This window comes from Moritella sp. (assembly GCF_013215705.1).
GTDB lineage: Bacteria > Pseudomonadota > Gammaproteobacteria > Enterobacterales > Moritellaceae > Moritella.
This window is the reverse complement of record NZ_JABSQR010000008.1, coordinates 17,224-40,583: the sequence shown is the minus strand read 5'-3', so window position 1 is coordinate 40,583 and position 23,360 is coordinate 17,224. Positions and strand designations below refer to the sequence as shown.

The following is a 23,360-nucleotide window of genomic DNA, read 5'->3' as shown; positions in this document are numbered from 1 at the left end:
TTAAAAACTCAATGTCAGTTGAATAAGCAGCTCTTTTTTACCATTAGCAGCTTGGAACGTATTTCTACGTGAGGATAAAGAAAAATGCGTCACAACAACTCGGTTAGGTAAGGTATCTAATTGTTTTATAAAATTAAGTAGGTGGTGATAACGTCCATAAAGCTTTATATTAAACATTGGACGCTCTAAAAAATCAGACAACTCCTGCTGATGAGCCTTGGTAAATTTAGTGAGATCTTGGTTTGACTGCGAAACGCTTGCCATTCGTAATGAATGGTTTTGTGCAAGGGCAGTTAAACGCCCGCGCATATCTGCAACGGCCTTTTTACTGTTTAAATCAATAAAACGTCCTTCAATACCCGCCACATTTTCTTTGGTTTGGTTTATTAATAATTCGATTTGTTTGATCTCTTCAGCTAGTTTCTCTGAGTCATAATTACTTGCTCTGTGCGGACGCGCAGATTTACGGTCGTCTTGACTATCTGTTAGCTGCTCTTGCCAGACTTCACGTTGTGTTATTTGCGTCTTTACACGCAACATTAAATAACCACCAATGACACAAGAAATAGCAAGGACACCAATGAGTAATTTTTCACGTACACTAATTGGTTTTTTCTTAATTTTCACCGTATTTATGCGTTTATCAGTCATCACTCTACTGGCTCCAACGTCATCATAAATTGATAGCCGTCAACGCCAAAGTCACTAGTACTTTCTTGGCTAGAACTATTCGTCAATTGCATTCTCCAAGGTTCTAGCTCTGAAGTAAGCTGTTGATTAAAATCATCAATAGCAAGTTGTTCAGACGCCCAACCGCTTAATGAAAAATGATACCAATTACCCTCTTCAACCATTTCCAGTATCAATTGGTCATTAATACTACGAGAAATTAGCGGTAATAAATTGGCGATAAACTCCTGTCTTTTTAGTAACACCGAATTCAGTCCTTGTTGACGAACAGATAGAATCACTAGCTTTTCTTCGAATTGTTGTTTTTGCTTCGTTAGGCGCGTATATCTTACATTTTTACTATTCAGCGCATCATTTATCTTATCAATGACCTCAACTGCAATTTCATTCTGCTGAATTTCTAAGAAAACACGTTGTTCGGTATAATAATAATGCGCTTCATTTGCAGCGATAAAGGCGAATATACTTAAACAAATTAACCCACCTTGTACAGATGTGTTTTTATACCAAGCGGGTGGTAGGGGTGTGCCAATTAAACGACTTTGCTGCTGTAAGGAATATTGATTAAAATAATGATTTGCAGCACCGGCTATGGCAGCATCGCCAACAATTAATGCTTGTTCATCTTTCGCTAAAACACCATCTAAACATATCCATGTAGCATTTAATTGCGGCGTCATTTCAGTAATTAAGTGGCTTATCTGAGGATGATAACCACTATAATAGATAGCACTCGGCTCATCCGTTATATCGGTTTGAAGTTGAACGTTTAAATGCTCAGTCAATAAAGTAATTATTTCATCGCTTGTTAGTGCATGATCACTACATCTATACTGCTTAGTTACTGTTACTCGCTTATTTTTAACGACAATGCCAGTAACCAGCCCGACATTGAAAATGATCAGTAATTGCTCGTTTTCACTTATTGGCAATTGGCTAACAGCACTGTGATGTTGCGAATAAATACCCGAAAGAAAAATCTTATTATGGCTAAATGCATCGACCCATTGTTGTCGAATTTGTGCATTCATGGCAGCACATAACCAGAGCCCACCCTGTTGATCCGTTGCAATCGCGTTATCACTCCAACTACAGTCAATCGTTGGATCTAATAATTGTGTTTCTTCATGAATACGTAAACATTCATCAAGTTGTTCCTTAGTAATATATGCAGCACGTATGGCCAGTTCACCAAATCGTGCAGGGGCACGCCCACCTCTACCTGCTAATTTTTCTTTTTGTTCACCAAGGTCAATGAGCAATTGCTTACGTTGTGATTCTGTTAAGTAATCTTTGGCTATTAATAATCCCCCAATAGTCCAATAGGCGATGAATTCGTTAAACAGTGGTTCCATTTCCCAACGAACAAGTTCTAACATCTGTTTATCTGACAGTGTTTTATCACTATCTATCGGCAATGAAATTAATGCAGCTGTCACAGACCCTGACACCAATAATGCTTTTTTAGGTATCGCACATTCCGCCGCCGTTAACTGCTCACAAATGTCAGCTAATGAATCATCACAACTTGCTATTTTGTTATGCACAAATTCAATTAATATGATTGCATTACCACTTCTCTCAATAACATACGCATTAATACCAAAACCACGACTTTCAATAACCAATAATCGATTGGTGCCTGCAGACATTTTTTCAAGAAACGGACGACTTAATGCGTTCCCTTTATTTCTAACTAAGTTTCCGAACAAACTGAGTTTTGAAGGTGATTGACTCATAATAAACTCAACATAATAGGTTCAGGTGATACGCCAGGTAATAGATTCACATAGGTCACAATAGGATTTTCAGCATTGTATATCTGCCATGTATTTGAACTCGGCGATATTTCTTCCAGCAATATGACCACATGACTGCCCACTGTGATTTTTGCTTCCGCATGGTCTGAAAAATCAAACTCTGTAGCTTGCGTAGGCATTACGGCATTGAAATGCCATTGCTTATTAGCGTCATCGGTAAAAGTAAGTTCGGTCATTTTGTGGGTGTTGATGTTGCTTGGTTCAGGCGAAATGGATTGAATTTTATTAGTGTCATCGACAAAAATCATATTATCGTCACTGCTTTCAACTATTTTGAATACGTTATTAAAAGGCGCAGGTGACGCTGTATTAACATTGCTTTTTAAAGTTTGCCAACAGCGTTTAATTTCGTCACTGTTGCCATTACAATCAGTTCGATTAGTAAACGAAATTAATGCCACTTTAAAATGGCTTGTTGCATCAGGTAAATTGTTTACAGTTACAGATAATTCATTGACATAAATAGATTTTTCGATATTGATACGATGAAAATTATTACTGACATTTTTATAGGTCGAGCTTGCGGCCGAAATCGCAACGCTAAATTCAGTATCATTATTCAACGTCTGAATATTAAAGGACTCACCCCAACTGTCTTTTATTTTCCCCTCTCCATCACGATATTGACTAAGATCGAACAATCCAGGACGACTACCTTTAAACAGCTGAGTATTAACAATAATTTGTTTGCGACTACCATTAGCATCACTTGAATCATCAGCATCAATATTGACAAAAATAGGTGTCGCTGAGTAAACATAATAATCATCTGCTGATGTATAGCCGAGGAGCATATTAATTAACTCATTATTTAGTCCATTATCAGCACTGAACCCACTATTAATTAACTGGCCTTGGTAAAGATGTACAGATGATATAAATCGTTGGATCATTTTTAGTTTTTCAACTGACTGTTGATAACGTTGTTGGCTATCTTTTTCATCTATAAAAGTTAATGACACTGAGGCCATAACGCCCATAATGACCATCACTAAGACCAATTCTAATAATGAAAAACCGTGCTGACTTTTTTCTCGTCGCTGATTGTTACTTAAATTAGCGCGCATTAACTTCGCGCCTTTTACGTTCAATTAAAAAACGTTGGAACCAGTTAGGTTCTACTTTTTTTTCCCAACTATAAATCAGTAATCCTGGTCCATAGGGAGAGTTGTAAACATGGAATGCTTCGAAAGCTACATCATCGCCAATGTTTAAATGCTCATTCATTCCATCCGCTAGCTCATCAATAATGTAAACAGATAATGATTTATCATGTTTAGAAACTATTGTTATCCCCTTTGTTGATACAACTGTAGACTTAGGCGCTATATCTCGAATAACTTTGTCTAAATAACCATGTTTGCGTTCATAAGGAAGTTCAATAACTTGACCTTCAAATTTTATTTTTCGAAATAGCGATAATTCAACAGTGCCTTCACGCGTTGCTTTAAACTCGACAAGCATTTGATCAAGTTCATAAAATGGTATTTCACTTTTTTCAGCGTCAGCTGCCATCAAATGGGTCGAAAATATAATTAAAATAAAAAATGAAACCAAGCGTAATCTAAACAGTAAGAAATTTAAACGAGCGTTATTCATTAATAATTCCTTTTTAAATAAATACATTTTTAGTAAACACATAACACGAGATCATCATTAAATTGACTATGACATGTTTCATCACTCGTTAATGCACGTCCGTCATAACGGCCATTGGGTCCCATACTCACAATTCTTGCGTGGTCTTTTGTATTGAGATCAAACAACAAATAAGGTCGACCATATGCTTGATGGGGGGGTTGATAATTACTTGATGTTGTACCAACTGACCACCATTCCAATACACAATTATGTGTGCTCGGATCGGGGTCATTACACGCTTGGATAGTACGCGTATCTTGTTTGAATTTTTGAGGCATCAATTGAAATGGGTCGGGAATAGCGCGAACTATACTGCTCATGTCGCCAAATAAGGGACTGCCCGAACCGTCTGAAATTAATTGGTTTCCGATATCCACTAAGCCGCTATCACCGCCACTTAAATAAGGGCCACGCCAACCACGTTGATAATCATTATTCCACGGTATTTGAATTGTGCCGTTACTGTCCATGCTTGAATATAAAAACAATAAATCAACAGGAGATGTCTGACTTGGAAATGAAAAATTGTCTTTTTTATAAGTTAATAACGCATTTCTAATATTAAGCATTTCAGTTTTAGCTGTTGCTAATTGACTCTCTTTAACCGAATTTTGATTAAATGAATACATAGCGCCACCAGCAAGTATTGCTAAGATGCCCACTACAACTAATAATTCCAGCAAGGTAAAACCACGATGACGATGATCGATTGCATAATGAGTTCGAGGTATAATATTAGATGATATTTGTGAAATATATGTCATAGGTAACAACTAGAATAAGCAGTAAATATAAAGAAATAGAAAGTAGAATTAATTCGATGTTAAATAGACATAACCAAGAGGTATTCCCCCTTGATCATGTCTTACTAAACGAGTTAATTAACTTTAATTAAATACGATTAGATTTTTTGACCGTTAAATTCAGCTATTTCTTCATCTAAGAAGTCACCACGCGCATCAACAACCGCTTGTACTTGTGTTTCACCGTTAGTAAACTCGTCACCTGCAGGACCCACGTTGATAAGTGCAATGTAATGAGCGTATTTATCTTTACCTACTTGACCGTAGAAAGGTGCTTTACTGAATGCAGCATTAGGACCTGTACCCACTAAATCAGACGCTTGGCCTACACCCATCGCGATAAGCACATCACTTTCCGCTGCGCCAAGTTTAATGTTGTTATAACCACCGTCGCCTTTTTTCCAAATTAGCACTGGAGAAGCCGTTTCAATCGTACCGGCAAAACCAATACCACGGAATTTATAACCAGTTTGACCATCTGGGCGTAAGCCTTCAAATGCTTGATTTGGAATATCAATACCTACTAGACCCTCACCGCCATCACCAAAATCAACTGATGTAGTACCATCTAATGCGAATATTGACGCTGTCGTTGTAACATCCGTATCACAAGCTTCAGAAATTGCATAACGCATGCTTGTAATACCAACATCGTTCAGTGCTGTTGCTTGCAGCGCTGTTAGTGCCGCGATATCGAATTTAGCCGCTAGTTTTTTAGTCATACCGCCGCCAATACCCGATGCATTTGATGTGCCACCGTATTTATAAGACGTAGTTGCTGCCGCTGTTGCAGGAAGTACACCACCATCAGCTGCTGAAGGGACTGAAGTTGATACCGTACCAGCGGCATCATAGTTAGCACAAACAAGAGATTCCATGTTGTTCGGAAGCGTACCTTTAGTTGTAGCACGGTAGATACGAGTCGCATCTTCAATACCTGCGATTGCGCTTGTTGCAACACCACGTGCAGCGGTAGCTTCTTGCCCACTGAATGATGAAAGCATTGCGCCACCGATGATTGCGATGATACCAACAACAACTAATAGTTCTAAAAGCGTGAAACCGCCTTGATTTTTGTTTACGAATTTCATTTTTAAAATACCTATACTTATGATTGTATAGAGTACACAGGCCTCGCGCCCGCTGCGTTCTATGAGATTTTAGTTTGTAGTTAAAATGGACGACCTCTCGCCGCTCCATGGTTCCAATTAAAAACAGTTGCCTTTAACTGGGGTTTACTGGATATAATCAGTCTTTCTGAAAATCCAAAGTAAATCTGTACTGCTTACCGCAGTGGATAATTATTTCTTTTTGATTACGTTTCAATATTTTCATTTCAACTCTAAAGTCACCGTAACCATCATGTTCAAATACTTCGTCAAACACTTCATTTAATTTTTGTTTTACTGATAGTTCACTCATTCTTAGTCCCTTAAGTTGCGCTAATCACCTCTTGTGTATTCATCACTCGGTCGACTAAATTAAATAGATAAGCCGGTAAGATAATTGATTTTTGTTTCGCTAATACTCGTTTTAGGTCTCGAGTACCAGTGCCATCTACTTTAATTTTGGACCAACGAATAATCGTCTCGTTACCGCTAAAGTGAACACCATAATTAATCACGTTAATCTTATTAAGTTGTTCATCACGAACCAACTCAATCACAATAACTCTACTTTTCTTGTTTATCGAAAAATCAACGACACAACCCGCATTTTTAGGTAACTGTTTATTGAGTAGTATTAATACTGGTGTCTTTTTACTAATGACACTTTTTTTAAACCGTTTAAGCTTTGACACAAAACCCAACACAAACAACCCCCTATAATCAACCTACGAATGCGAACCATTCGCATATCGATGAGGGCATTCTAACTATATTTATGAGTATTGCAACATTGCTCACAATGAATAGTGCTTTGAAGAGTACTTTAAGTTTTCGAAGGCTGTAATAAAAGTGTCACACGATAGAGTGTAAAACCAAAATAAAGGAGTGTAACGGTGATAATGTCGGCGTGATTACAGATGTTCAGATTTAAAATCTTATTTTGTTTTATTTTAATTTTACTTTGATTTAAATCAAAGTAACTATTAATAGATAGTTACTATACACTATTAGTTTCAGCTGATTTTTAGATGTCAAGCAATCTCGCAACATAGTCATTATAACTTGATTCTATATCCAGATCACATGCAGATAAATCTTTCATCGCTATCTTTTCTAGTATTTCTAGTTCAGCTATATTCTCTTGTAATGCAAGTTGCTGATCACGTAACTCATTCAACCGTGTGCGGCTTTGATGTAGCATATACAGCATACGCGGCGCGCTGTCTGGCTTGTCATCGTATAAAGCAAGGTAATGCTTTGCTGACTCCAAGCTAATCCCTAAACGCTTACTACGTAAGATAATAATTAAGCGTGCACGTTGACGATAATCATAATACATAAACCGTCCTCGACGTTCTGATTGTAGCAATCCTTTCGTCTCATAAAAACGGATAGCTCGTCGTGTGACTGAAAACTCTTCAGCAAGATCCGCCGCGGTATAATACGTCGTCATTTAATTAAATCCTTATCTAGAAACAGCCTATGCTTTACAACGAATAATCTACCACAAATTCACCCTATTGCTTAATTTAACCCATAATTAGTGTTGCAAAGCTTATGTATGCATCGAGGTGAGTTATGCGTATCCCCAAATTACAATCAAGCCAATACTCGTGGTTTATACGCCCGATCTTGTGGTTACTTGCGAGAAAACAAAATAAAACCTTAAAACCCGCACAAATATTGGGGCGTAAACCTCGATTATTCGCTGCCATTTTCCTATTATATAAAACAATCAATAGAAAGAGTTCCCCTATCCAACCTTATATTCACGCACTCATGAGTGTACGCATTGCGCAGCTAAACCAGTGTCAATTTACCATCGAACATGATTCTAAAGTATTGCGACGTCTCAAAGAAAGGTTAAATAAAGATAAATTATTAGATTGGCAGCATTGCAGTGATTTCAAACCTCAAGAATGTGCGGTACTGGCCTATACAGATGCGATCACCAATACGTCATTACATGTAACCGACAGGCATATTGACCAATTACGTTGTTATTATAACGATGATGAAATTGTTGAGTTAACGACTATTATTGCATTCCAAAATATGACTACAAAATTTAACGCTGCATTTGATGTGTGTAAAAAAACAGTTTAGTGATCGAAATTAATCCTAAACAAAAAAAAGAGATATTTAATACTTGAATTAAGTACTAAATATCTCGTTTCAATAAGCAACTAACTTAGACTAGCCGTTGCTCAATCATAAACATGAGGGCAGATTAACGACCCATACGTTTCAATGCTGATGTAGAGAAGTCTTTACGTTTAGCTTTAACGTCGAACTGAATACCTTTACGCTCTTCATTATTCAAGCCTGTCACTAGATAACGACCCGCGATAATGTCATATAGCGTCTCAGCAGCAAACCAGTTCACATCTGCATTATAATATTGAACTGAATGCGCTTCGGCTACACGCCACAAGTTACCACGTGCGTCATAATGATCAATCACACCGGCTTGCCAGCTATCTTCATCAATAAAGAAGTTACGCTGTGCGTAAACATGACGTTGACCCTCTTTTACTTTTGCTTGCACTTCCCAAACACGATGCTTTTCATAACGCGTATAGTCTTGATTAATATGACCTGGCTTCACAATATCTTCATATTCAAGATCGGTAGAAGAAAGATTGTAAGAGTTATATGGAATATACAGCTCTTTCTTACCTACAAGTGTCCAGTTATAACGATCAGGAGCGCCATTGTACATATCATAGTTATCTGACGTACGAGAACCTTCTACGCCGATACCTTCGCCATCATACGACACGTTAGGTGCGCGACGAACACGACGTTGGCCAGAGTTATAGATCCATGCTTTACGTGGTTCTTTCACTTGGTCGATGGTTTCATGCACAAGGGCAATTGTGCCAGTTAAACGTGCAGGGGCAATAATCCGTTGCATGTAATAGAACAAAATGTTGTCATCTTTTTTGGCATCACGACCGCCTTTCAGCGCTTCAGGAATATAGAATTTATCTTCTACTTTCACCGCAGTATACGCACCATTACGTTGTACCGGAATAGTGGTAATAACACGTTCAGCATGACCACCACGATAACGAGTAATGTGATTCCAAATAACTTCTAAACCATTTTCAGGGATTGGAAATGGAATTGATATTTTAAAATTGTCTAAACCATTACCACCCGCTGAAAGACTCGCATTTAACGCGTTATCTTTAATCGTGGCATAGATATCATCTGGCTGAGCAAAACTACGGCGCGTTTCGTATACTGGCATTTTATAAGTTTCAGGATACTTCTTAAACATCGCCAACTGGCCAGGCGTTAAGTTGTCTTTATATTGATCAACATTCGCCGCAGTAATAACAAACTGTGGTTTATCCGCTGCAAATGGATTAGTTACACGATCATTTTTACCAATGTCAGTACCTAGAATGGCATTAGTAATACCGCCCGTCCATGCCGGAATAGTTCCGTCTGCATTACCAGCCGTGACAGCGCCTACCGGTGTTAATTCTTTACCTAATTTAGCCGCATCCGCTTCACTTACTTTCGCAAGCGTTGATGCCGAGAATGCCATTGCCACTGAAATGGCTGCTACGCTATATGCTTTATTGAATACTTTCATAATTAAAATCCTTTTCTATAACTTTTATTCGTTCTATCCATTTAAATAATATAAAAATAAATTATATTTCTATTATTTATTAGAACGATATACCAACTGCTGCAGAAACATAGTCACGGTCTGATAGTGGATTAAAATCACCGCCGAACTGCGTGTAACTAATCGACATAGAATACATATTTAGGTAATTAGCTTTAAGTGCTAGATTCACACCTGTGCGACCTTCTTGGAATGTACCTTGTGGTTCAGGGCTGTAACCATATACGTCATGTGACCAAGCTACTGATGGCGCTAAATCAACACCAGCGAAAACATTACGATAATCGGCTTTAACCGCTAAACGATAACCCGCACTGTCTGTTGTTGTGAAGCCATCGTTATCATCGCCTTTATTATCAAAGCTAGCACCGAAGGTAGTAGAGCGACCGTATTTAATATCATCGTCACCTTCAGGTAAGTCCCATACGTGACCATAACCAAATTCAGCCACCGCAGTAATACGATCGGTGCCCAACGCTTTATCAAAGAATTTAATCAAGGTTAATTGCGATTGGGTATAATCAAAACGACTAAAACCATCAAGCGTGCCTCCACCAGCGACGGTATTATAACTTGCATCGGTTGGAGAGCCCGAATTACCAGCAGTTAATGCCGAGTTTAATATATCTGAACCGTTAATTTGTAGAGGCATATCTAAACGATGGCTAACCTCACCAGAAACAGCCCATTCCGAAACAGTGGTATTAAAGCTTAAACCAAACAGCTGAATGTCTTCCGGATAGACAGTATGATATTTAGGATTGAATTGTGCGGCAGTTATGCCAAGACCAGCAGCGATTAAATCAGTATTTGCCGGTACAAATGCTTTACCTCCGAGTAAAGTCCCGTATGTATTTCCACCATGCGCAGGGTTGGAGGATACGGTATTAGCTAAACCCGCTTCCACACTAGCATACGGTAGTCGAGAGTGGTAATTCATATAATATAGACCGAATTCAGTTGCATTCAGACTTTCAGCATAATATTTGAATGCCACACCAAACTGGCCGTTATCAGAAACGTCCTCATCTGTACCTCGCTCTGCATATAATGTACCATTATAAACATTTGAATCACCGAGATCACCTGTTAGGTTACCATCTAGAAAGACTAAAGTATCACAACCTTCTGCTAAGAAATCAGACGTCGAAAAATAAGTACCGCAGCTATCAATCACTGTTGGTTCAAACTCTAATTGATAAAATGCTTCGACGCTAAAATTATCCGTTAAACCGATATTTGCAAAAATCATGTTTACCGGTAGTAACCCTTCTTTTACTTCCGCACCAGGGCGGCGGAAAGCGGCAGCATCAATCGGGTTTACCGCATTGATACCACCTTGGATAAATGAACTTTCTCCCCAGTTCACCACTTGTTTACCAATTCTTAAGTCGACTGCCACATCACCGATGTAGAAACCGGTAAAGACATAAGCATCAAGCAGTGCAACACCTTTAGCTTTAGTCAAATCATCAAAATTGCTGTCATCAAGCGGTGTATTGGCTACATACCCATTATTACCATGGCCATGATCAACGTCATTTTGATCTAAAGCATAATCATACCAATATTTACCACGAACAAACGCACCAAACGTTGTTCCGTCCTCCGTTTCATAGGTTAAACCAAGGTCATGGAGACCTTTAATCGTTTGGGTAAATGCATCACCTTTATCATAATTTAAGTTTCCATCATCACCTGTTGGCGTATTACTAGTTACACCCCTAAGGCCATTTACACTCGCATTACCCGCACCTAGATTCTTTGCGTCAGCTTCTTCTACACGCCAACTTGAGCCAGCTGTAATTTGAGAGTTGAATGAGCCTTCAACATCACCCCAATTAAACTCTATCGCTTGAGGAGAAGCCGTATAGCCTGAAACTATTAACGCCAAAGCAATTGGTGTTGCTTTAAAAAATTTCTTATGAGTTGTGTTTTTCATTATTGTATCCATCCTATACCTTTAATTTGTTTTCATTCCATTAACAATTAGGTCGTAGGTATTATATTCACATAATACTTTTGTTACACAGTGTCAGATACAGGCCAAACGTGCCAAATTATTGTCAATCGAAGCCAGCATGATATTTTATGCGAGCTGCGTCAAAGATTTACAATCAACAAAGAAACTTAATATCGGCGAAGTTACCCCCTAAAGAGGGTTATAAACAGAGAAATAGTACTAGATAGGTATGTGAGACATGAATTATTAAATAAATATATTTGTTAGTTTTTTGTTGCTTGATGGAATTGAAGTAGCCATTGTCGGTTGTAAAAACGCCAAATTGAACTACGTAAACTGCCTGTTTCTTTTACATTACCGTCATTAATCGAATTAGCCTGATAACAAACCAACATGGTATCAGTTGCCAATGCAACAACTTTAAATTGGGTCAAACTCCAACGTTGCAACGGTGACTTAGCCAAAAGCCAACTCACAATTTCGCTACGAGTGGTATAACTTCCTATTGGTGATATCTCAAATAACTCAGGATGTAAGAAGTCATCAAGCTGCATCCCGGGTTTAGAAAAGTCTGTATGTAATAACGTTTCTTCACGGTGTTTAAACTGTTCAATCAGTGCGCTTTCTGATTTGTCAAAATGGTTCATCACTAGTCCTTTGTCTATTTATTTATAGTAATGGTCTGTTAATACCAATCGGCTCTTGCAGCCAAGTTAATTATAGATTTTCTCATCGGTTATCTCGACATACCTTCAGCTACTGATAGATAGAGCAGAAGGTATACGAATACAAACGAATACGGATAAAATTTAATCTATAAAGATATATTTATGCATTTGAACAGACAACTTCCAATTACGTTCAATACACAGCTTGATCGCAAGATCTGTTGCACGTTTTTGTTGTGAAATCGGTTGTAAACACATGATCTTATCAGACGTATCAATATCTGCGATTAGCGCATCAAGTTCTTCAATGTGCTTTTCCATTGCGATCACATGCTTTATTTCATTAGCACGACGCAATGCACTTTGTAAGACGGGCAACTGACCTTTCATTTGGATCTTTGGGGATACAGTCACCCAAGTAGAATCTGTTGCACGTACTTCCGATGTACCTGACGTTTCAATCTGGCAGAAATACCCTGCTTGCTCCAATTCACTTGTCAATTCAACAAGATCATATTGGCAAGGTTCACCGCCCGAGATCACAATATGCTTTGCAACAAAACCATTTTTTTGTATCATAGTAATGAATTCTTGTGCAGTAAAGTTCGCCCAATGTGGTTTATCATCGCAAGCTTTGTTCACCGTTTGTTGAGATACTTGCATCTCAGGGTCTACCAACCAAGTTTGTTTGGTATCACACCAAGAGCAACCTACATCACATCCTTGTAGACGAATAAAGATGACGGGATAACCAGTAAAATGGCCTTCACCTTGCACTGTTTCAAAAATTTCATTAACCGGATACTGCATTTTTATAACCTAATAAACTTCAATTAACGTTTATTATATCATCTGCCCTATATATTTTTAACATTTTATATAGGACGTTTTCGATCGCACAGTAATTGCTTAGCAATCGCATAATTAGTAGGTAGGTAATCAATGAAAATATGGCTATATAATATTTTCACCATTTTTTGTTTTGTCATTTTAGGTCGAGGAGTTGATATGCTATTGCCCGTCGAGTTTCCTTCTAGCATCATCGGCTTATTACTCTTATTCATCGCATTAAGCAGTGGCATACTAAAGAAAAAGTATGTCGAAAAAATATGTGAGCAATTTAACCGGCACATTGGTATCTTATTTGTACCTGCTGGTGTGGCACTCATGGGCTACTTTGATTTAGTCCAACAAAACTTGCTGCCACTCATCATGGCGGGTTCCATTGGCACCGTCGTTATCTTTTTTACGGTTGGTCACACTTATTGTTTTTTGAATCGCGCAAGTAGCAATAAAACATTAAATAAAAAATCAAATGCGAAGCAAGGTGAGAATAAATGATCTTATATTTAGCCATCCCATTAACCCTTGTTACCTATGTTCTTGCGCAATGGGTGTATAAAAAAACCGCACTCGCGATATTGAACCCTATTCTACTTTGCATTGGCGCGTTAATTAGCATCATGTTAGCATTTGGATTAGACCTTAATGAATATGAACAAGGCACAACGATCCTGACTCGCTTACTCGAACCTGCAGTCATTGCCCTTGCCTTTCCGTTATACCAACAGTTTGTCCATGTGAAGGAAAAAATAATACCTGTACTTATTGCATGCAGTGCTGGCGTGATTGTCGGTTTGGTTGTTACTACATTCGTTGCAATTAGCTTTTCAGCTTCACCTGAAATTATCGCCTCACTTGCGCCCAAAGCGGTAACGACGCCCATCGCAATGGCAATCAGTCATACCATAGGCGGTATTCCTGCTATTTCTGCGATCCTGGTTATTATGGTCGGGATATTCGGTAACGTCTGCGGGCCTTTCTTACTAAAGCATTCGCGTATTCGAACACCCGAAGCGCAAGGACTTGCGATGGGTGCAGGTTCACACGTGATAGGAACCTCTAAAGCAATGGAATTAAGTTGTATCCATGGCGCATTCAGCACCACCGCATTACTGATTAGTGCGGTCCTGACATCCATTATCACGCCTGTACTTTATCCATTTTTAATTACCTGGATGGTATAATATCAATCACAAAAATAGATGATATAGGCATTGATACAGCATAATTTCAATGTCTATTATCTACCCGAAAGACAGATCTTCGCATATAAATGCAAAAGTGAAATTTTCAACTAAAATAAGCTTAGAAGATGCGATATATAGCCTATGGAGGTTATCATGAAACAATTTTCTCATAGGACAGTAGTGTGTCCGCATTGTGGTCAATTTATTACCGCTGATATTGATGCCAGTAATGGCGCGCAAGATTATTATGACGAGTGCAGCGCCTGCTGCAATAGTATTCATTTTAAGTTATTGCATGATCAGGTTCATGAGAAGTATGAATTATTTATTGATGCGGATGATGAGCAGATCTTTTAAATACTTAGTTTTGATACAGCGTAAATACATCGTTTTAAATGCACAGCTTAAAATGAAAAGTTTTATATTATATGTACATAAGGTCCGTTTAAAACACGTGTTAAATTAAGAGCGATACACCATGTTTAAATAAACATCTAAGCTTGAATATCGCTCTTATATTTGTAATTGAAAGCGCCCGTTACTTTTTCAACATCATACGTTCTACCGTATCAACAATCGCTTGAGTTTGACTGTCAATTTCGATATTGACATACTGGCCCACTTTGCGACCACCTAAGTTAGTAACAGCCAATGTTTCTGGAATTAAGTGTACCCAGAAGTGTCCATCGGCAACATCACCTAAGGTTAAGCTAATGCCATCAATCGAAATGAAGCCTTTTGGTAACACGTATTTTTGCCATTTTGGTGCTATTTTAAAGCAGATATCACAGTTAGTCTCAGTACGATTAATCGTCACGATTTCAGCTTGGGTATGGACGTGACCCGATAATAAATGCCCGCCAATCTCATCACCAAATTTAGCGGCTCGTTCTAAGTTAACTTCATCACCCACTTCTAGGTCAATAAGGTTAGTCACGTTGAGCGTTTCTTCAATAACATCGAAACACACACTGTTGTCATTTATCTTTACTACCGTTAAGCATGTACCATTGTTGGCGATACTTGCGCCGATAACTAAACCGTCTTGATGTGCTTTAGCAAGCGTTACTTCTAATGTATGTAATTGCTCTTTTTTGTCGATACTAATAATCTTTGCTTTTCTTTGTACAATGCCAGTAAACATAAATGACCTTTATCACTACTTGAACGAATATACCTAACTATATCGTGTTAGTTTAGATAATTCATCTAGTTAATAACCAGATGTTCATATCAAGAAGATATTTTTAAATACATCTTTAAAAACTAGCTATAAAGGATTAATATGCTCCTAGCTGGATCAGGTACGTCCTCACGAACGCGAATATCACAACATTCATAATCATTTCTTTCGTTTTCAGCAACATCAAATCTTAGAATACACAACATAACAACCCAAAAATATCCGGAGTATCAGTGCAGAAATATCGATCTGAGGTTTCTAACTTATTTAGATTAATGGTTCCAATTCTGATCGCACAACTTGCGTTCACAGTCATGGGCTTTGTTGATACCGTAATGGCTGGCGCAGTAAGTGCAACAGACATGGCGGCTGTTGCCATTGCCAACAGTATTTGGTTCCCAGTATTAATGTTCTTAGTGGGCATTTTAATGGCGATCACCCCGATCGTTGCGCAGCTTTATGGCGCGAAAAAACAAAGTGAAATTGCGCAAGTCGTACAGCAAGGTGTCTGGTTTGTATTAATCATCTTCCTGCCAATGATGGCGTTGCTATATTACAGCCCGATGATCTTAGAATTCATGCATGTTGAAGATAGATTGGCCGAGCTAACAACAGGTTATTTACGCGTTATTTCATTAGCATTACCGTTTGCATGTGGTTATCAAGTGATCCGTAGCTACCATGAAGGGTTAGGTATTACCAAACCAACCATGGTAATTGGCTTGATTGGTATCATGGTAAACGTACCTGCAAACTACATCTTCATCAATGGTCACTTTGGTATGCCTGCACTGGGCGGTGTTGGTTGTGCTGTTGCGTCTGTATTAGTATTTGTAGCTATGTGTTTCTCGATGATTGCTTATAGCTATTTCCATAAAGATTTTAAAGAGATCAAATTATTCGATCAAGTTTATGGTATCAATAAGAAAGAAATGTCGCACATGATTGATGTTGGTTTTCCGATTGCAGCATCGATGTTCTGCGAAGTAACCCTGTTTGCGGTTGTGTCTATTCTGTTAGCACCACTTGGCGCGATCACGGTCGCTGCGCATCAGGTTGCGTTAAACTTCTCATCAATGATATTCATGTTACCGCTTAGTCTGGGTATTGCAACGACAATTATCGTTGGTCAATATATCGGTGAGAAAAAACCGTTACAAGCAAAGTTTGCCAGTATCACAGCAATGTGGATGGGCGTTGGTTTATCTGTTATTACAGCGATCTTAACTATCCTACTGCGTAATGAAATTGCAACAATTTATACCGAAGACATGACCACCATTAACATTGCAACAGGGTTAATGTTGATTGCAGCTGTATATCAAATATCGGATGCAGTGCAAGTTATTGCCGCAGGTGCATTACGTGGTTATAAAGAAACAAGTGTGATCTTTTACATCACCCTATTCTCTTATTGGGCTGTGGGTATGACAATTGGTTATACACTGGCGTTAACAGATTTAATCGTACCAGCAATGGGCGCTGCGGGTTTCTGGATTGGCTTTATTTCGGGGTTAACAATGGCGGCAATATTGTTATCGATTAAACTTGCGAATGTGTATAAGAAAACAACGCAAGGTCATACACCTGAGCTAACAGCAATTTAATCGCGATGAGTGCTTAAAGCCTATTTTGTTAAGTGCTTCATAGGACGTCGTGAATAAAAAGGCGGTAGTGAACCACATCACTACCGCCTTTTTATTCATATTTCATTGAGTAAGTATAATGAATTACTGAATGTCGAGTCGTTTCATCAATCGGTGTAAATTACTTCTATCAACGCCTATCGCACGCGCCGTGGCAGCTGAATTACCGTTATTTTCAGCTAACATCTTTTTGATAAACTGAGTCTGAAAATCATCCGTTATTTGTTTTAAATTGTTGTCGTTATCAACAGTACTAATTACGATGTCATCTTGCCCTGCTACATGAGCCACGCTAGCCATGCCTTTTGCAATAACGTCAGAATCCGTGTTCTTATTAGCATGTAAGCTAGCATTTGATTCACCAATTGCAGACTGAATATCTAAATCACTGCTTTCTAATACAACGACCCGATCGTCTTTACGGTTACGAGCTGCGGCTCTTAATGAAGCTCGACTTAAAAGATGCTCTAACTCTCGGACATTACCTGGCCATTCATACGCCAGTAATACACGCTCAGCGTCTTTGGCTAAGGTCAAGTTGTTAAGACCTACTTTACGCTGGATCTTGGCGAGGAAGCTACCTGCTAATAATAAGATATCATTACCGCGTTCTCGTAAACTTGGCACTTTTAATGGATACACAGTTAACCTGTGGTACAAGTCATCTCTAAATCGTCCCTCTGCAACTTCTTTAGCAAGATCTCGGTTAGTTGCGGTAATTAACCTTACGTCCACTTTATGGGGTTTATCACTGCCTAAGCGTTGCAGTTCGCCAAACTGAATAACCCGTAATAGCTTGGCTTGAATAGACAAAGGCAGTTCACCTATTTCATCCAGAAATAATGTACCACAGTCTGCAAGTTCGAATTTACCCAGACGATTTTTCATTGCACCAGTAAACGCACCTGCAACATGACCAAACAACTCACTTTCGACCATCGTTTCGGGTAATGCGGCGCAGTTCACGGTAATTAATGCTTCCTTGGCACGTTTTGACGACATGTGAATTCGACGCGCAACTAACTCTTTACCTGAGCCCGATTCACCATATATCAATGCCGCTAAATCTGAATCAGCAACCAAATCTATTTCTAAATTAAGCATGTTCATCGCAGGACTAGAGCCTATCATTTTCTCGCTGAATTTCTCACTAATTAAGCTGGCGGTTACCTGCTCTTGTCGTTGCACTTTTTGGTCTAATGAAAAAATTAAGTTGGCGGTTTTGATCACTACTTCAGTCAGGCCAATCATAGAGTTTAAAATCTTTGGGTCGAGTGAGTCGAAGCGTTGTGGATTAAGTGCATCCATAGTGATGATCCCCCACGGCTTATTATCAATCACTAACACCGCGCCCATGCAATCATGTACATTAAGTTGGCCGTCAGGTGTTTGGATCAAACCATCATAAGGATCGGGAAGCTCACAATCCGCATCAAAACGGTGTACTTTTTTTTGAATTTCATTTTCATAGTGAGCTAGGATCTGCTCAAGTCTGGGATGTTCTGCAATGGGGAAATGTCGTCCCATTGCGTCGATTTGTAACCCATTCGCCGATTTAGGGATTAAGTTGTCGCCGTCCAGCTTTAGCAACACGCATGCGTCACATGAAAAAATATCCCGCCATGCCTGTAATAGTCGGTTATATCGTTGATATTTAGGCAACTCTCTAGATAGGTCATAAATAACAGTATCTATGATCTCGATAAAGCGCAGATTTTCCATGTAACAGCTCCTTAAAACGGTCATTCAGTTGAGACTAGTTATAGCATTTCGTGGTCAAAGTGACAACAGGTTAAATCATCACCGTTGATTTATAGACTGCGGCTTATTGTTGATTTGTATCAACTGTTTTTATTGATTTACTAAAATTTTTTAGCCGATTATCTAACATGTGGTAAGTCGCCCTACTAAATATATTAATAGATAAATCTGCCGGATTAAGACTCGACATAATAAGGAATTTTTTGTGTCATCAACACTGCTGGTTTCCAATTTAAAAATGGTGCGGCTTTCCACGCCAATGGTAAATATACTGAGTTTGATTTCACCGAAAAATATACGGCTGGTGAAGGCACTACATTCCAAGTACAACGTGGACACTTCGACAAATTGCTCGCCGACTGTGCAGAGCAACAAGGCGTCACTATTAGCTATGAGATAGAAGCTGATTTTATCCTTGATGCCAGTGGCTTCGGTCGTGTGCTACCGCGTTTATTAGGATTGGAAGTACCATCGACCCTTCCACCAAGACGCGCTATCTTTACTCATATTGAAGACCACATTACTGCGGCTCACTATGCTGATACGTTAATGACAGGTGTTAACGCATTCCGTTGTTATGTTGAAGGTTGGTACACTGGCGAATTCCAAGACGTGGTCTTGCATGACAATCCTAATCCGAAGATAAAACAAATGATCTGTTCGATCTTAGCTGGTTATGCGTGGGATGAAACCAATCCGTTTGTTGCAGAACCAGCCCGTCGATTGAAAGCGGTTGCCGCGATTTGTAAGTCTTAAATCAATAACAAACCTTCATTGATGGCCGAAGAAGGTTTGTTATTATAAACACCATTATGACCTGCTTCCTTTTTTACCAATCTAACTAGGTATAAAACTACCGACTCTATCACAATAATTGTCATAAACTTCTGCAAAACTACGTAGTTAATCATATTCATGGAGAGAATATAATGAAGACATTAGCACGTTCAAACGAAACCGAAGCATTAAAAACGTTAATGGAGGAAAGACCGGAAATATTTTTCTGGGCGATGACAGCCGCGTTTGGTTGGTTTTTTGCGACACCAGTGACAGCACGGGCCGATCGACAAGTCGGTTATATTGAAGAGTTTCCTAAAGCGCGATTTATCTCCACACTAAAACTACTTTGGAGTGTGGTTGAAAAAGGCGCAGATTGTAAAGCACTACAACGCATTAACCAGACACATGCTAGCGCTGGTATTTCAACTCAAGATTTCGCCGATGAATTTCGTATGATCATCGCGGTATTTGTTTGTGAAGGTATTCGTTTTTCATCCAGCTATTCCTCATCAAAAGTAAGCGCCGAAGAACAAGCTATCTGGTTTAACTTTTGGACTAAAGATGTCGCTAACGCGATGGACATTACCGGTTTACCTAGCTCGATTAAAGCGCTAACGCGTTGGCTAACTGAGTTTAAAAACGCGCAAATACTTACAGGTGGTAATGAAGATACGCATGCTTTAGGTGCTATTTTATTCGGTTTACTCCAAGACAAAGACATACTGCAATCACCCCACTTGCATGTGCCTGAATGGGTTAGACAAGACGGTCAATTGGCCCCTGCGATTCTTGCTGCAATGGATGATAAAGTGCTCGGTGCTTTAGGTGCACCAATCATGCCTACATCTCAAGTTGTAGAGGTTGAGAGAGGGATGAGATCGCGTTCATCAGCATTGGAAATCGAAACAGTCTAAGATTTTTGCTATACAGCTCTTAGAGAGTTAAGTACTAAGCCTTCCTCTACGACTGAGGAAGGTTGATTGTATAGTTTAGGCGTGGGTACATCTTGTCATCGAGACGTGAGTAGTCATGACATATTACGTCAATAATTCAGTATGCATCTAATATCTCGGCCCTGTCCCGAAATCTGTGTAATTGCCTATCATTAACTTAATCATATTAAGGATAGGTAATTAGACAACGCAAGAACTAGAAGCCTTTGCAAAGGAAGCCGCAAAAAGCTTTAAATCTCAACAAAATCTCCTCGATTTTAGTCAAATGCTCACTAAGATCACCGTTGAAGCTGCGCTCAATGCAGAGCTAGATGAACATCTTGGTTATGAGAAAAATCAGAAAGACACTTCAATAAATTATCAAAATGGTTATTCTTCTAAAACACTAAAAATGGCCAATTTGAACTTGATACACCAAGAGATCGTAATGGTAACTTTGAGCCTAAGCTGGTCAAGAAAAACCAAACTCGCTTTACGTCGATGGATGATAAGATTCTGAGTCTCTACGCTAAAGAGATGGCAACACGCGATATCGTTGATTCGTTTAAGGAAATGTACAATGCTGATATCCGAGCAACGCGTCGACTATCCAACACCTGTTCTTATATGTTTACATTTTCAGATGGTATATGTGAAGATCCTGATTTTTATTATCGGCATTCATATAGTTAGGTATTGAACCCACTAACTCAGCCCCAGACTTTTTTGCCACACGAATACTCGCGGTATTATTTTCAAGGCACCTAAATTCAATTATTTTTACATCTGTGTTCGCTAACAAAAAAGAGGATATCTGGGCAATGATTTTAACGATAATGCCATTACCATGTGCAACATGCGAGAGCCAATAACCAACCTCAGCAATACCACTCCCAACTGAAATTGACTTGATACCAAAGACACCACAAACTTGCTCGTGGAATTGTATTTTGAACCATCGCGAACCTGACAACCCACTATTGATACGTTCTACTATGTATTTATGCGCGGATATCTCATCTCGAACACCATCAACCCAATAGAGATATTTTCCTAATTGGGCTCGGCTGTATTCAACTAGATCTAATATATCAGAGGAATCCGTCACCTCTAGAGGGAGTAACTCGATGTTTTCTGTAATACTCAATTTCATATAGCGCGTCCTCGTAAATATATCAACTCAACAGTCGGGACTGAAATGTTCTAAATCCTTTATGAACAACACTTTACCAATTTAAAACCGCAAGGTACAAGGATTGTGAATATTTAACTTTTGTTGGCATTAAATACACACAATGTAAGTTGTCATTTAGATAACTTGTTGTGTTTATGACAACTTACACTAGTTGTCATAAACACAACAACTAAAACATTTAAATATATATTAATTTAAAAACAACAGCTTACAAACTTGGCATGACTACTGCTATAGAATAAATACAAACATTGATCTAAATCAATTTATCTTACCAACCTATTACAAGGTAGCTATTATGTTAACGCAACACACTATTGATATTATCAAAGCGACTGTCCCTGCTGTTTCTATTCATGCCAATGATATTACAGCGCATTTTTATCCTTTGATGTTTAGAGAATATCCAGAAGTAAAACGCTTCTTCAACCAAAGCAACCAGGCGGGTAACGCACAGCCTAAAGCACTGGCAAATGCCCTTGTTGCATATGCAGGTAACATAGAAAACCTAGCGGTATTAGAAGCAGCCGTAAACCGCATTGTTAACAAACACGTGTCACTTAATATCCAACCAGAACAATACGCGATTGTTGGCGAATGCTTATTAAAATCAATCAAAGCCGTACTGGGTGACGCAGCAACAGATGCTGTGATCGAAGCTTGGGGACTAGCATATTGGCAGCTAGCTGATCTACTAATCGCAGCAGAAGAAGCGGCTTATACAGCCAATGCAGAAAAAGAAGGCGGCTGGCGTGGTGAGCGTGAATTCGCTGTCACAACAAAAGTAGCTGAAAGCGACAACATCACATCTTTCTACCTGACTCCGACTGATGGCAAACCTGTGACATCATTCACACCAGGTCAATTTATTGGTTTAGTATTAACCATTGATGGTGAAGAAACGCGCCGTCAATACAGCTTATCTGATGCTCCAAATTCAGAATACCTACGTATAAGTGTTAAACGTGAAGAAGGTGGCACCGTATCGAACTACCTACACAGCCGTGTTCAAGCGGGTGACACACTGCGCGTATTAGCACCAGCAGGTGACTTCGTGTTAAAAGACAACAACAAACCCGTTGTACTCGTCACTGGCGGCGTTGGTATTACACCTGCAATCAGCATGCTAAACAGCTTGAAAGGCACAGACCGCCCAATTCACTTTATTCATGCAGCGATGAATACCAAGGTACATGCATTCCGTGACCATGTAACCAACCTTGCTGCTGAAAACGACAACATCAAACCCTTCTTCGTTTACAGTGATGCAACAGCAGAATGCAAACCAGATGCAACCGGTTTCATCAACTTAGCCATGCTTGAAGAAAAAATCGGTGATGATCGTGATGTCGAATTCTATTTCTTAGGTCCAAAACCTTTCATGCAAGCAATGAATAGCTTCGCACCCAAACTAGGGATCCCAGCTGAAAATGTGCATTTTGAATTCTTTGGTCCGGCAGAAGATCTAAATATCGACCCAACTGCTTAGTTTT

At 39.0% G+C, this 23,360-nt stretch carries 23 protein-coding genes and 2 pseudogenes; 9 read left to right on the top strand and 16 right to left on the bottom strand.

Translation table 11 applies throughout. The features are described from left to right. The 9 genes from HRT96_RS06055 to HRT96_RS06015 form a co-directional block, all read right to left on the bottom strand. On the bottom strand, positions 1 to 654 hold the full coding sequence (locus tag HRT96_RS06055; protein WP_293153707.1) for a hypothetical protein: 654 nt from the start codon (positions 652 to 654) through the stop codon (positions 1 to 3). After that, complete coding sequence (locus tag HRT96_RS06050) at positions 651 to 2,429, bottom strand: hypothetical protein (RefSeq protein ID WP_293153704.1); 1,779 nt, start codon at positions 2,427 to 2,429, stop codon at positions 651 to 653. The genes HRT96_RS06055 and HRT96_RS06050 overlap by 4 nt, the downstream gene beginning before the upstream one ends. Continuing rightward, positions 2,426 to 3,577, bottom strand: coding sequence for a type II secretion system protein (locus tag HRT96_RS06045; RefSeq protein ID WP_293153701.1), 1,152 nt, complete (start codon positions 3,575 to 3,577; stop codon positions 2,426 to 2,428). The genes HRT96_RS06050 and HRT96_RS06045 overlap by 4 nt, the downstream gene beginning before the upstream one ends. Next, complete coding sequence (locus HRT96_RS06040) at positions 3,567 to 4,109, bottom strand: hypothetical protein (RefSeq protein WP_293153697.1); 543 nt, start codon at positions 4,107 to 4,109, stop codon at positions 3,567 to 3,569. The genes HRT96_RS06045 and HRT96_RS06040 overlap by 11 nt, the downstream gene beginning before the upstream one ends. Before the next feature lie 29 nt (positions 4,110 to 4,138). After that, entirely contained in the window at positions 4,139 to 4,915 is a 777-nt protein-coding gene (locus tag HRT96_RS06035) for a type II secretion system protein (RefSeq protein WP_293153694.1), read from the bottom strand. A gap of 137 nt (positions 4,916 to 5,052) precedes the next feature. After that, positions 5,053 to 6,045 (bottom strand): type II secretion system protein, encoded by a 993-nt coding sequence (locus HRT96_RS06030; protein ID WP_293153691.1) that lies wholly within the window; start codon positions 6,043 to 6,045, stop codon positions 5,053 to 5,055. 157 nt (positions 6,046 to 6,202) lie between these two features. After that, positions 6,203 to 6,376, bottom strand: a complete 174-nt coding sequence (locus HRT96_RS06025; RefSeq protein ID WP_293153688.1) for a hypothetical protein — start codon at positions 6,374 to 6,376, stop codon at positions 6,203 to 6,205. A 10-nt stretch (positions 6,377 to 6,386) separates the two neighbouring features. Further along, on the bottom strand, positions 6,387 to 6,767 hold the full coding sequence (locus HRT96_RS06020; protein ID WP_293153685.1) for a hypothetical protein: 381 nt from the start codon (positions 6,765 to 6,767) through the stop codon (positions 6,387 to 6,389). Between the two features lie 320 nt (positions 6,768 to 7,087). Further along, a complete protein-coding gene (locus tag HRT96_RS06015; protein ID WP_293153682.1) occupies positions 7,088 to 7,516 on the bottom strand; it encodes a MerR family transcriptional regulator in 429 nt (142 codons plus the stop codon). 125 nt (positions 7,517 to 7,641) lie between these two features. Between HRT96_RS06015 and HRT96_RS06010 the strand changes: the two genes are divergently transcribed. Continuing rightward, positions 7,642 to 8,169, top strand: a complete 528-nt coding sequence (locus HRT96_RS06010; protein WP_293153679.1) for a carboxymuconolactone decarboxylase family protein — start codon at positions 7,642 to 7,644, stop codon at positions 8,167 to 8,169. Positions 8,170 to 8,293: 124 nt separating this feature from the next. On the opposite strand, the gene HRT96_RS06005 is transcribed toward HRT96_RS06010, so the two are convergent. The 4 genes from HRT96_RS06005 to queE all read right to left on the bottom strand — a co-directional run bounded on the left by HRT96_RS06005 (position 8,294) and on the right by queE (position 13,150). After that, the gene (locus HRT96_RS06005) at positions 8,294 to 9,670 is read right to left on the bottom strand and encodes a DUF1329 domain-containing protein (protein WP_293153676.1); all 1,377 of its coding nucleotides are present in this window, start codon (positions 9,668 to 9,670) and stop codon (positions 8,294 to 8,296) included. A gap of 79 nt (positions 9,671 to 9,749) precedes the next feature. Then, complete coding sequence (locus tag HRT96_RS06000) at positions 9,750 to 11,651, bottom strand: DUF1302 domain-containing protein (protein WP_293153673.1); 1,902 nt, start codon at positions 11,649 to 11,651, stop codon at positions 9,750 to 9,752. 284 nt (positions 11,652 to 11,935) lie between these two features. Continuing rightward, a complete protein-coding gene (locus HRT96_RS05995) occupies positions 11,936 to 12,319 on the bottom strand; it encodes a DUF4440 domain-containing protein (RefSeq protein ID WP_293153670.1) in 384 nt (127 codons plus the stop codon). A 162-nt stretch (positions 12,320 to 12,481) separates the two neighbouring features. After that, positions 12,482 to 13,150 carry a 7-carboxy-7-deazaguanine synthase QueE gene (gene queE, locus HRT96_RS05990; protein ID WP_293138082.1) on the bottom strand — a complete coding sequence of 223 codons (669 nt, stop codon included), beginning with the start codon at positions 13,148 to 13,150 and terminating at the stop codon, positions 12,482 to 12,484. Between the two features lie 132 nt (positions 13,151 to 13,282). Between queE and HRT96_RS05985 the strand changes: the two genes are divergently transcribed. The 3 genes from HRT96_RS05985 (at position 13,283) to HRT96_RS05975 (ending at position 14,727) form a co-directional block, all read left to right on the top strand. After that, positions 13,283 to 13,681: a CidA/LrgA family protein gene (locus HRT96_RS05985; protein WP_293153668.1), complete on the top strand. Its 399-nt coding sequence runs from the start codon at positions 13,283 to 13,285 to the stop codon at positions 13,679 to 13,681. Then, positions 13,678 to 14,367, top strand: a complete 690-nt coding sequence (locus HRT96_RS05980) for an LrgB family protein (RefSeq protein ID WP_293153665.1) — start codon at positions 13,678 to 13,680, stop codon at positions 14,365 to 14,367. Before HRT96_RS05985 ends, HRT96_RS05980 begins: the two co-directional genes overlap by 4 nt. A 156-nt stretch (positions 14,368 to 14,523) precedes the next feature. Further along, a complete protein-coding gene (locus HRT96_RS05975) occupies positions 14,524 to 14,727 on the top strand; it encodes a CPXCG motif-containing cysteine-rich protein (protein WP_293138086.1) in 204 nt (67 codons plus the stop codon). Between the two features lie 181 nt (positions 14,728 to 14,908). On the opposite strand, the gene HRT96_RS05970 is transcribed toward HRT96_RS05975, so the two are convergent. Next, the gene (locus HRT96_RS05970; RefSeq protein WP_293153663.1) at positions 14,909 to 15,514 is read right to left on the bottom strand and encodes a riboflavin synthase subunit alpha; all 606 of its coding nucleotides are present in this window, start codon (positions 15,512 to 15,514) and stop codon (positions 14,909 to 14,911) included. 272 nt (positions 15,515 to 15,786) lie between these two features. Between HRT96_RS05970 and HRT96_RS05965 the strand changes: the two genes are divergently transcribed. Next, entirely contained in the window at positions 15,787 to 17,160 is a 1,374-nt protein-coding gene (locus HRT96_RS05965; RefSeq protein ID WP_293153661.1) for an MATE family efflux transporter, read from the top strand. A 123-nt stretch (positions 17,161 to 17,283) separates the two neighbouring features. On the opposite strand, the gene norR is transcribed toward HRT96_RS05965, so the two are convergent. Then, the gene (gene norR, locus HRT96_RS05960) at positions 17,284 to 18,921 is read right to left on the bottom strand and encodes a nitric oxide reductase transcriptional regulator NorR (RefSeq protein ID WP_293153659.1); all 1,638 of its coding nucleotides are present in this window, start codon (positions 18,919 to 18,921) and stop codon (positions 17,284 to 17,286) included. Between the two features lie 249 nt (positions 18,922 to 19,170). Here norR and HRT96_RS05955 point away from each other — a divergent pair. The 3 genes and pseudogenes from HRT96_RS05955 to HRT96_RS05945 all read left to right on the top strand — a co-directional run. Beyond that, positions 19,171 to 19,716 (top strand): annotated as a pseudogene (locus HRT96_RS05955) (FAD-dependent oxidoreductase); the annotation flags it as partial. Between the two features lie 173 nt (positions 19,717 to 19,889). Further along, positions 19,890 to 20,654, top strand: a complete 765-nt coding sequence (locus tag HRT96_RS05950) for a hypothetical protein (protein WP_293153657.1) — start codon at positions 19,890 to 19,892, stop codon at positions 20,652 to 20,654. Between the two features lie 229 nt (positions 20,655 to 20,883). Beyond that, a pseudogene (locus HRT96_RS05945) lies at positions 20,884 to 21,263 on the top strand (transposase); the annotation flags it as partial. A gap of 40 nt (positions 21,264 to 21,303) precedes the next feature. Here HRT96_RS05945 and HRT96_RS05940 read toward each other — a convergent pair. Beyond that, positions 21,304 to 21,825 carry a GNAT family N-acetyltransferase gene (locus tag HRT96_RS05940; protein ID WP_293153655.1) on the bottom strand — a complete coding sequence of 174 codons (522 nt, stop codon included), beginning with the start codon at positions 21,823 to 21,825 and terminating at the stop codon, positions 21,304 to 21,306. Positions 21,826 to 22,165: 340 nt separating this feature from the next. On the opposite strand from HRT96_RS05940, the gene hmpA reads away from it, so the two are divergent. After that, the gene (hmpA, locus tag HRT96_RS05935; RefSeq protein WP_293153652.1) at positions 22,166 to 23,356 is read left to right on the top strand and encodes an NO-inducible flavohemoprotein; all 1,191 of its coding nucleotides are present in this window, start codon (positions 22,166 to 22,168) and stop codon (positions 23,354 to 23,356) included. Positions 23,357 to 23,360 lie beyond the last annotated feature (4 nt).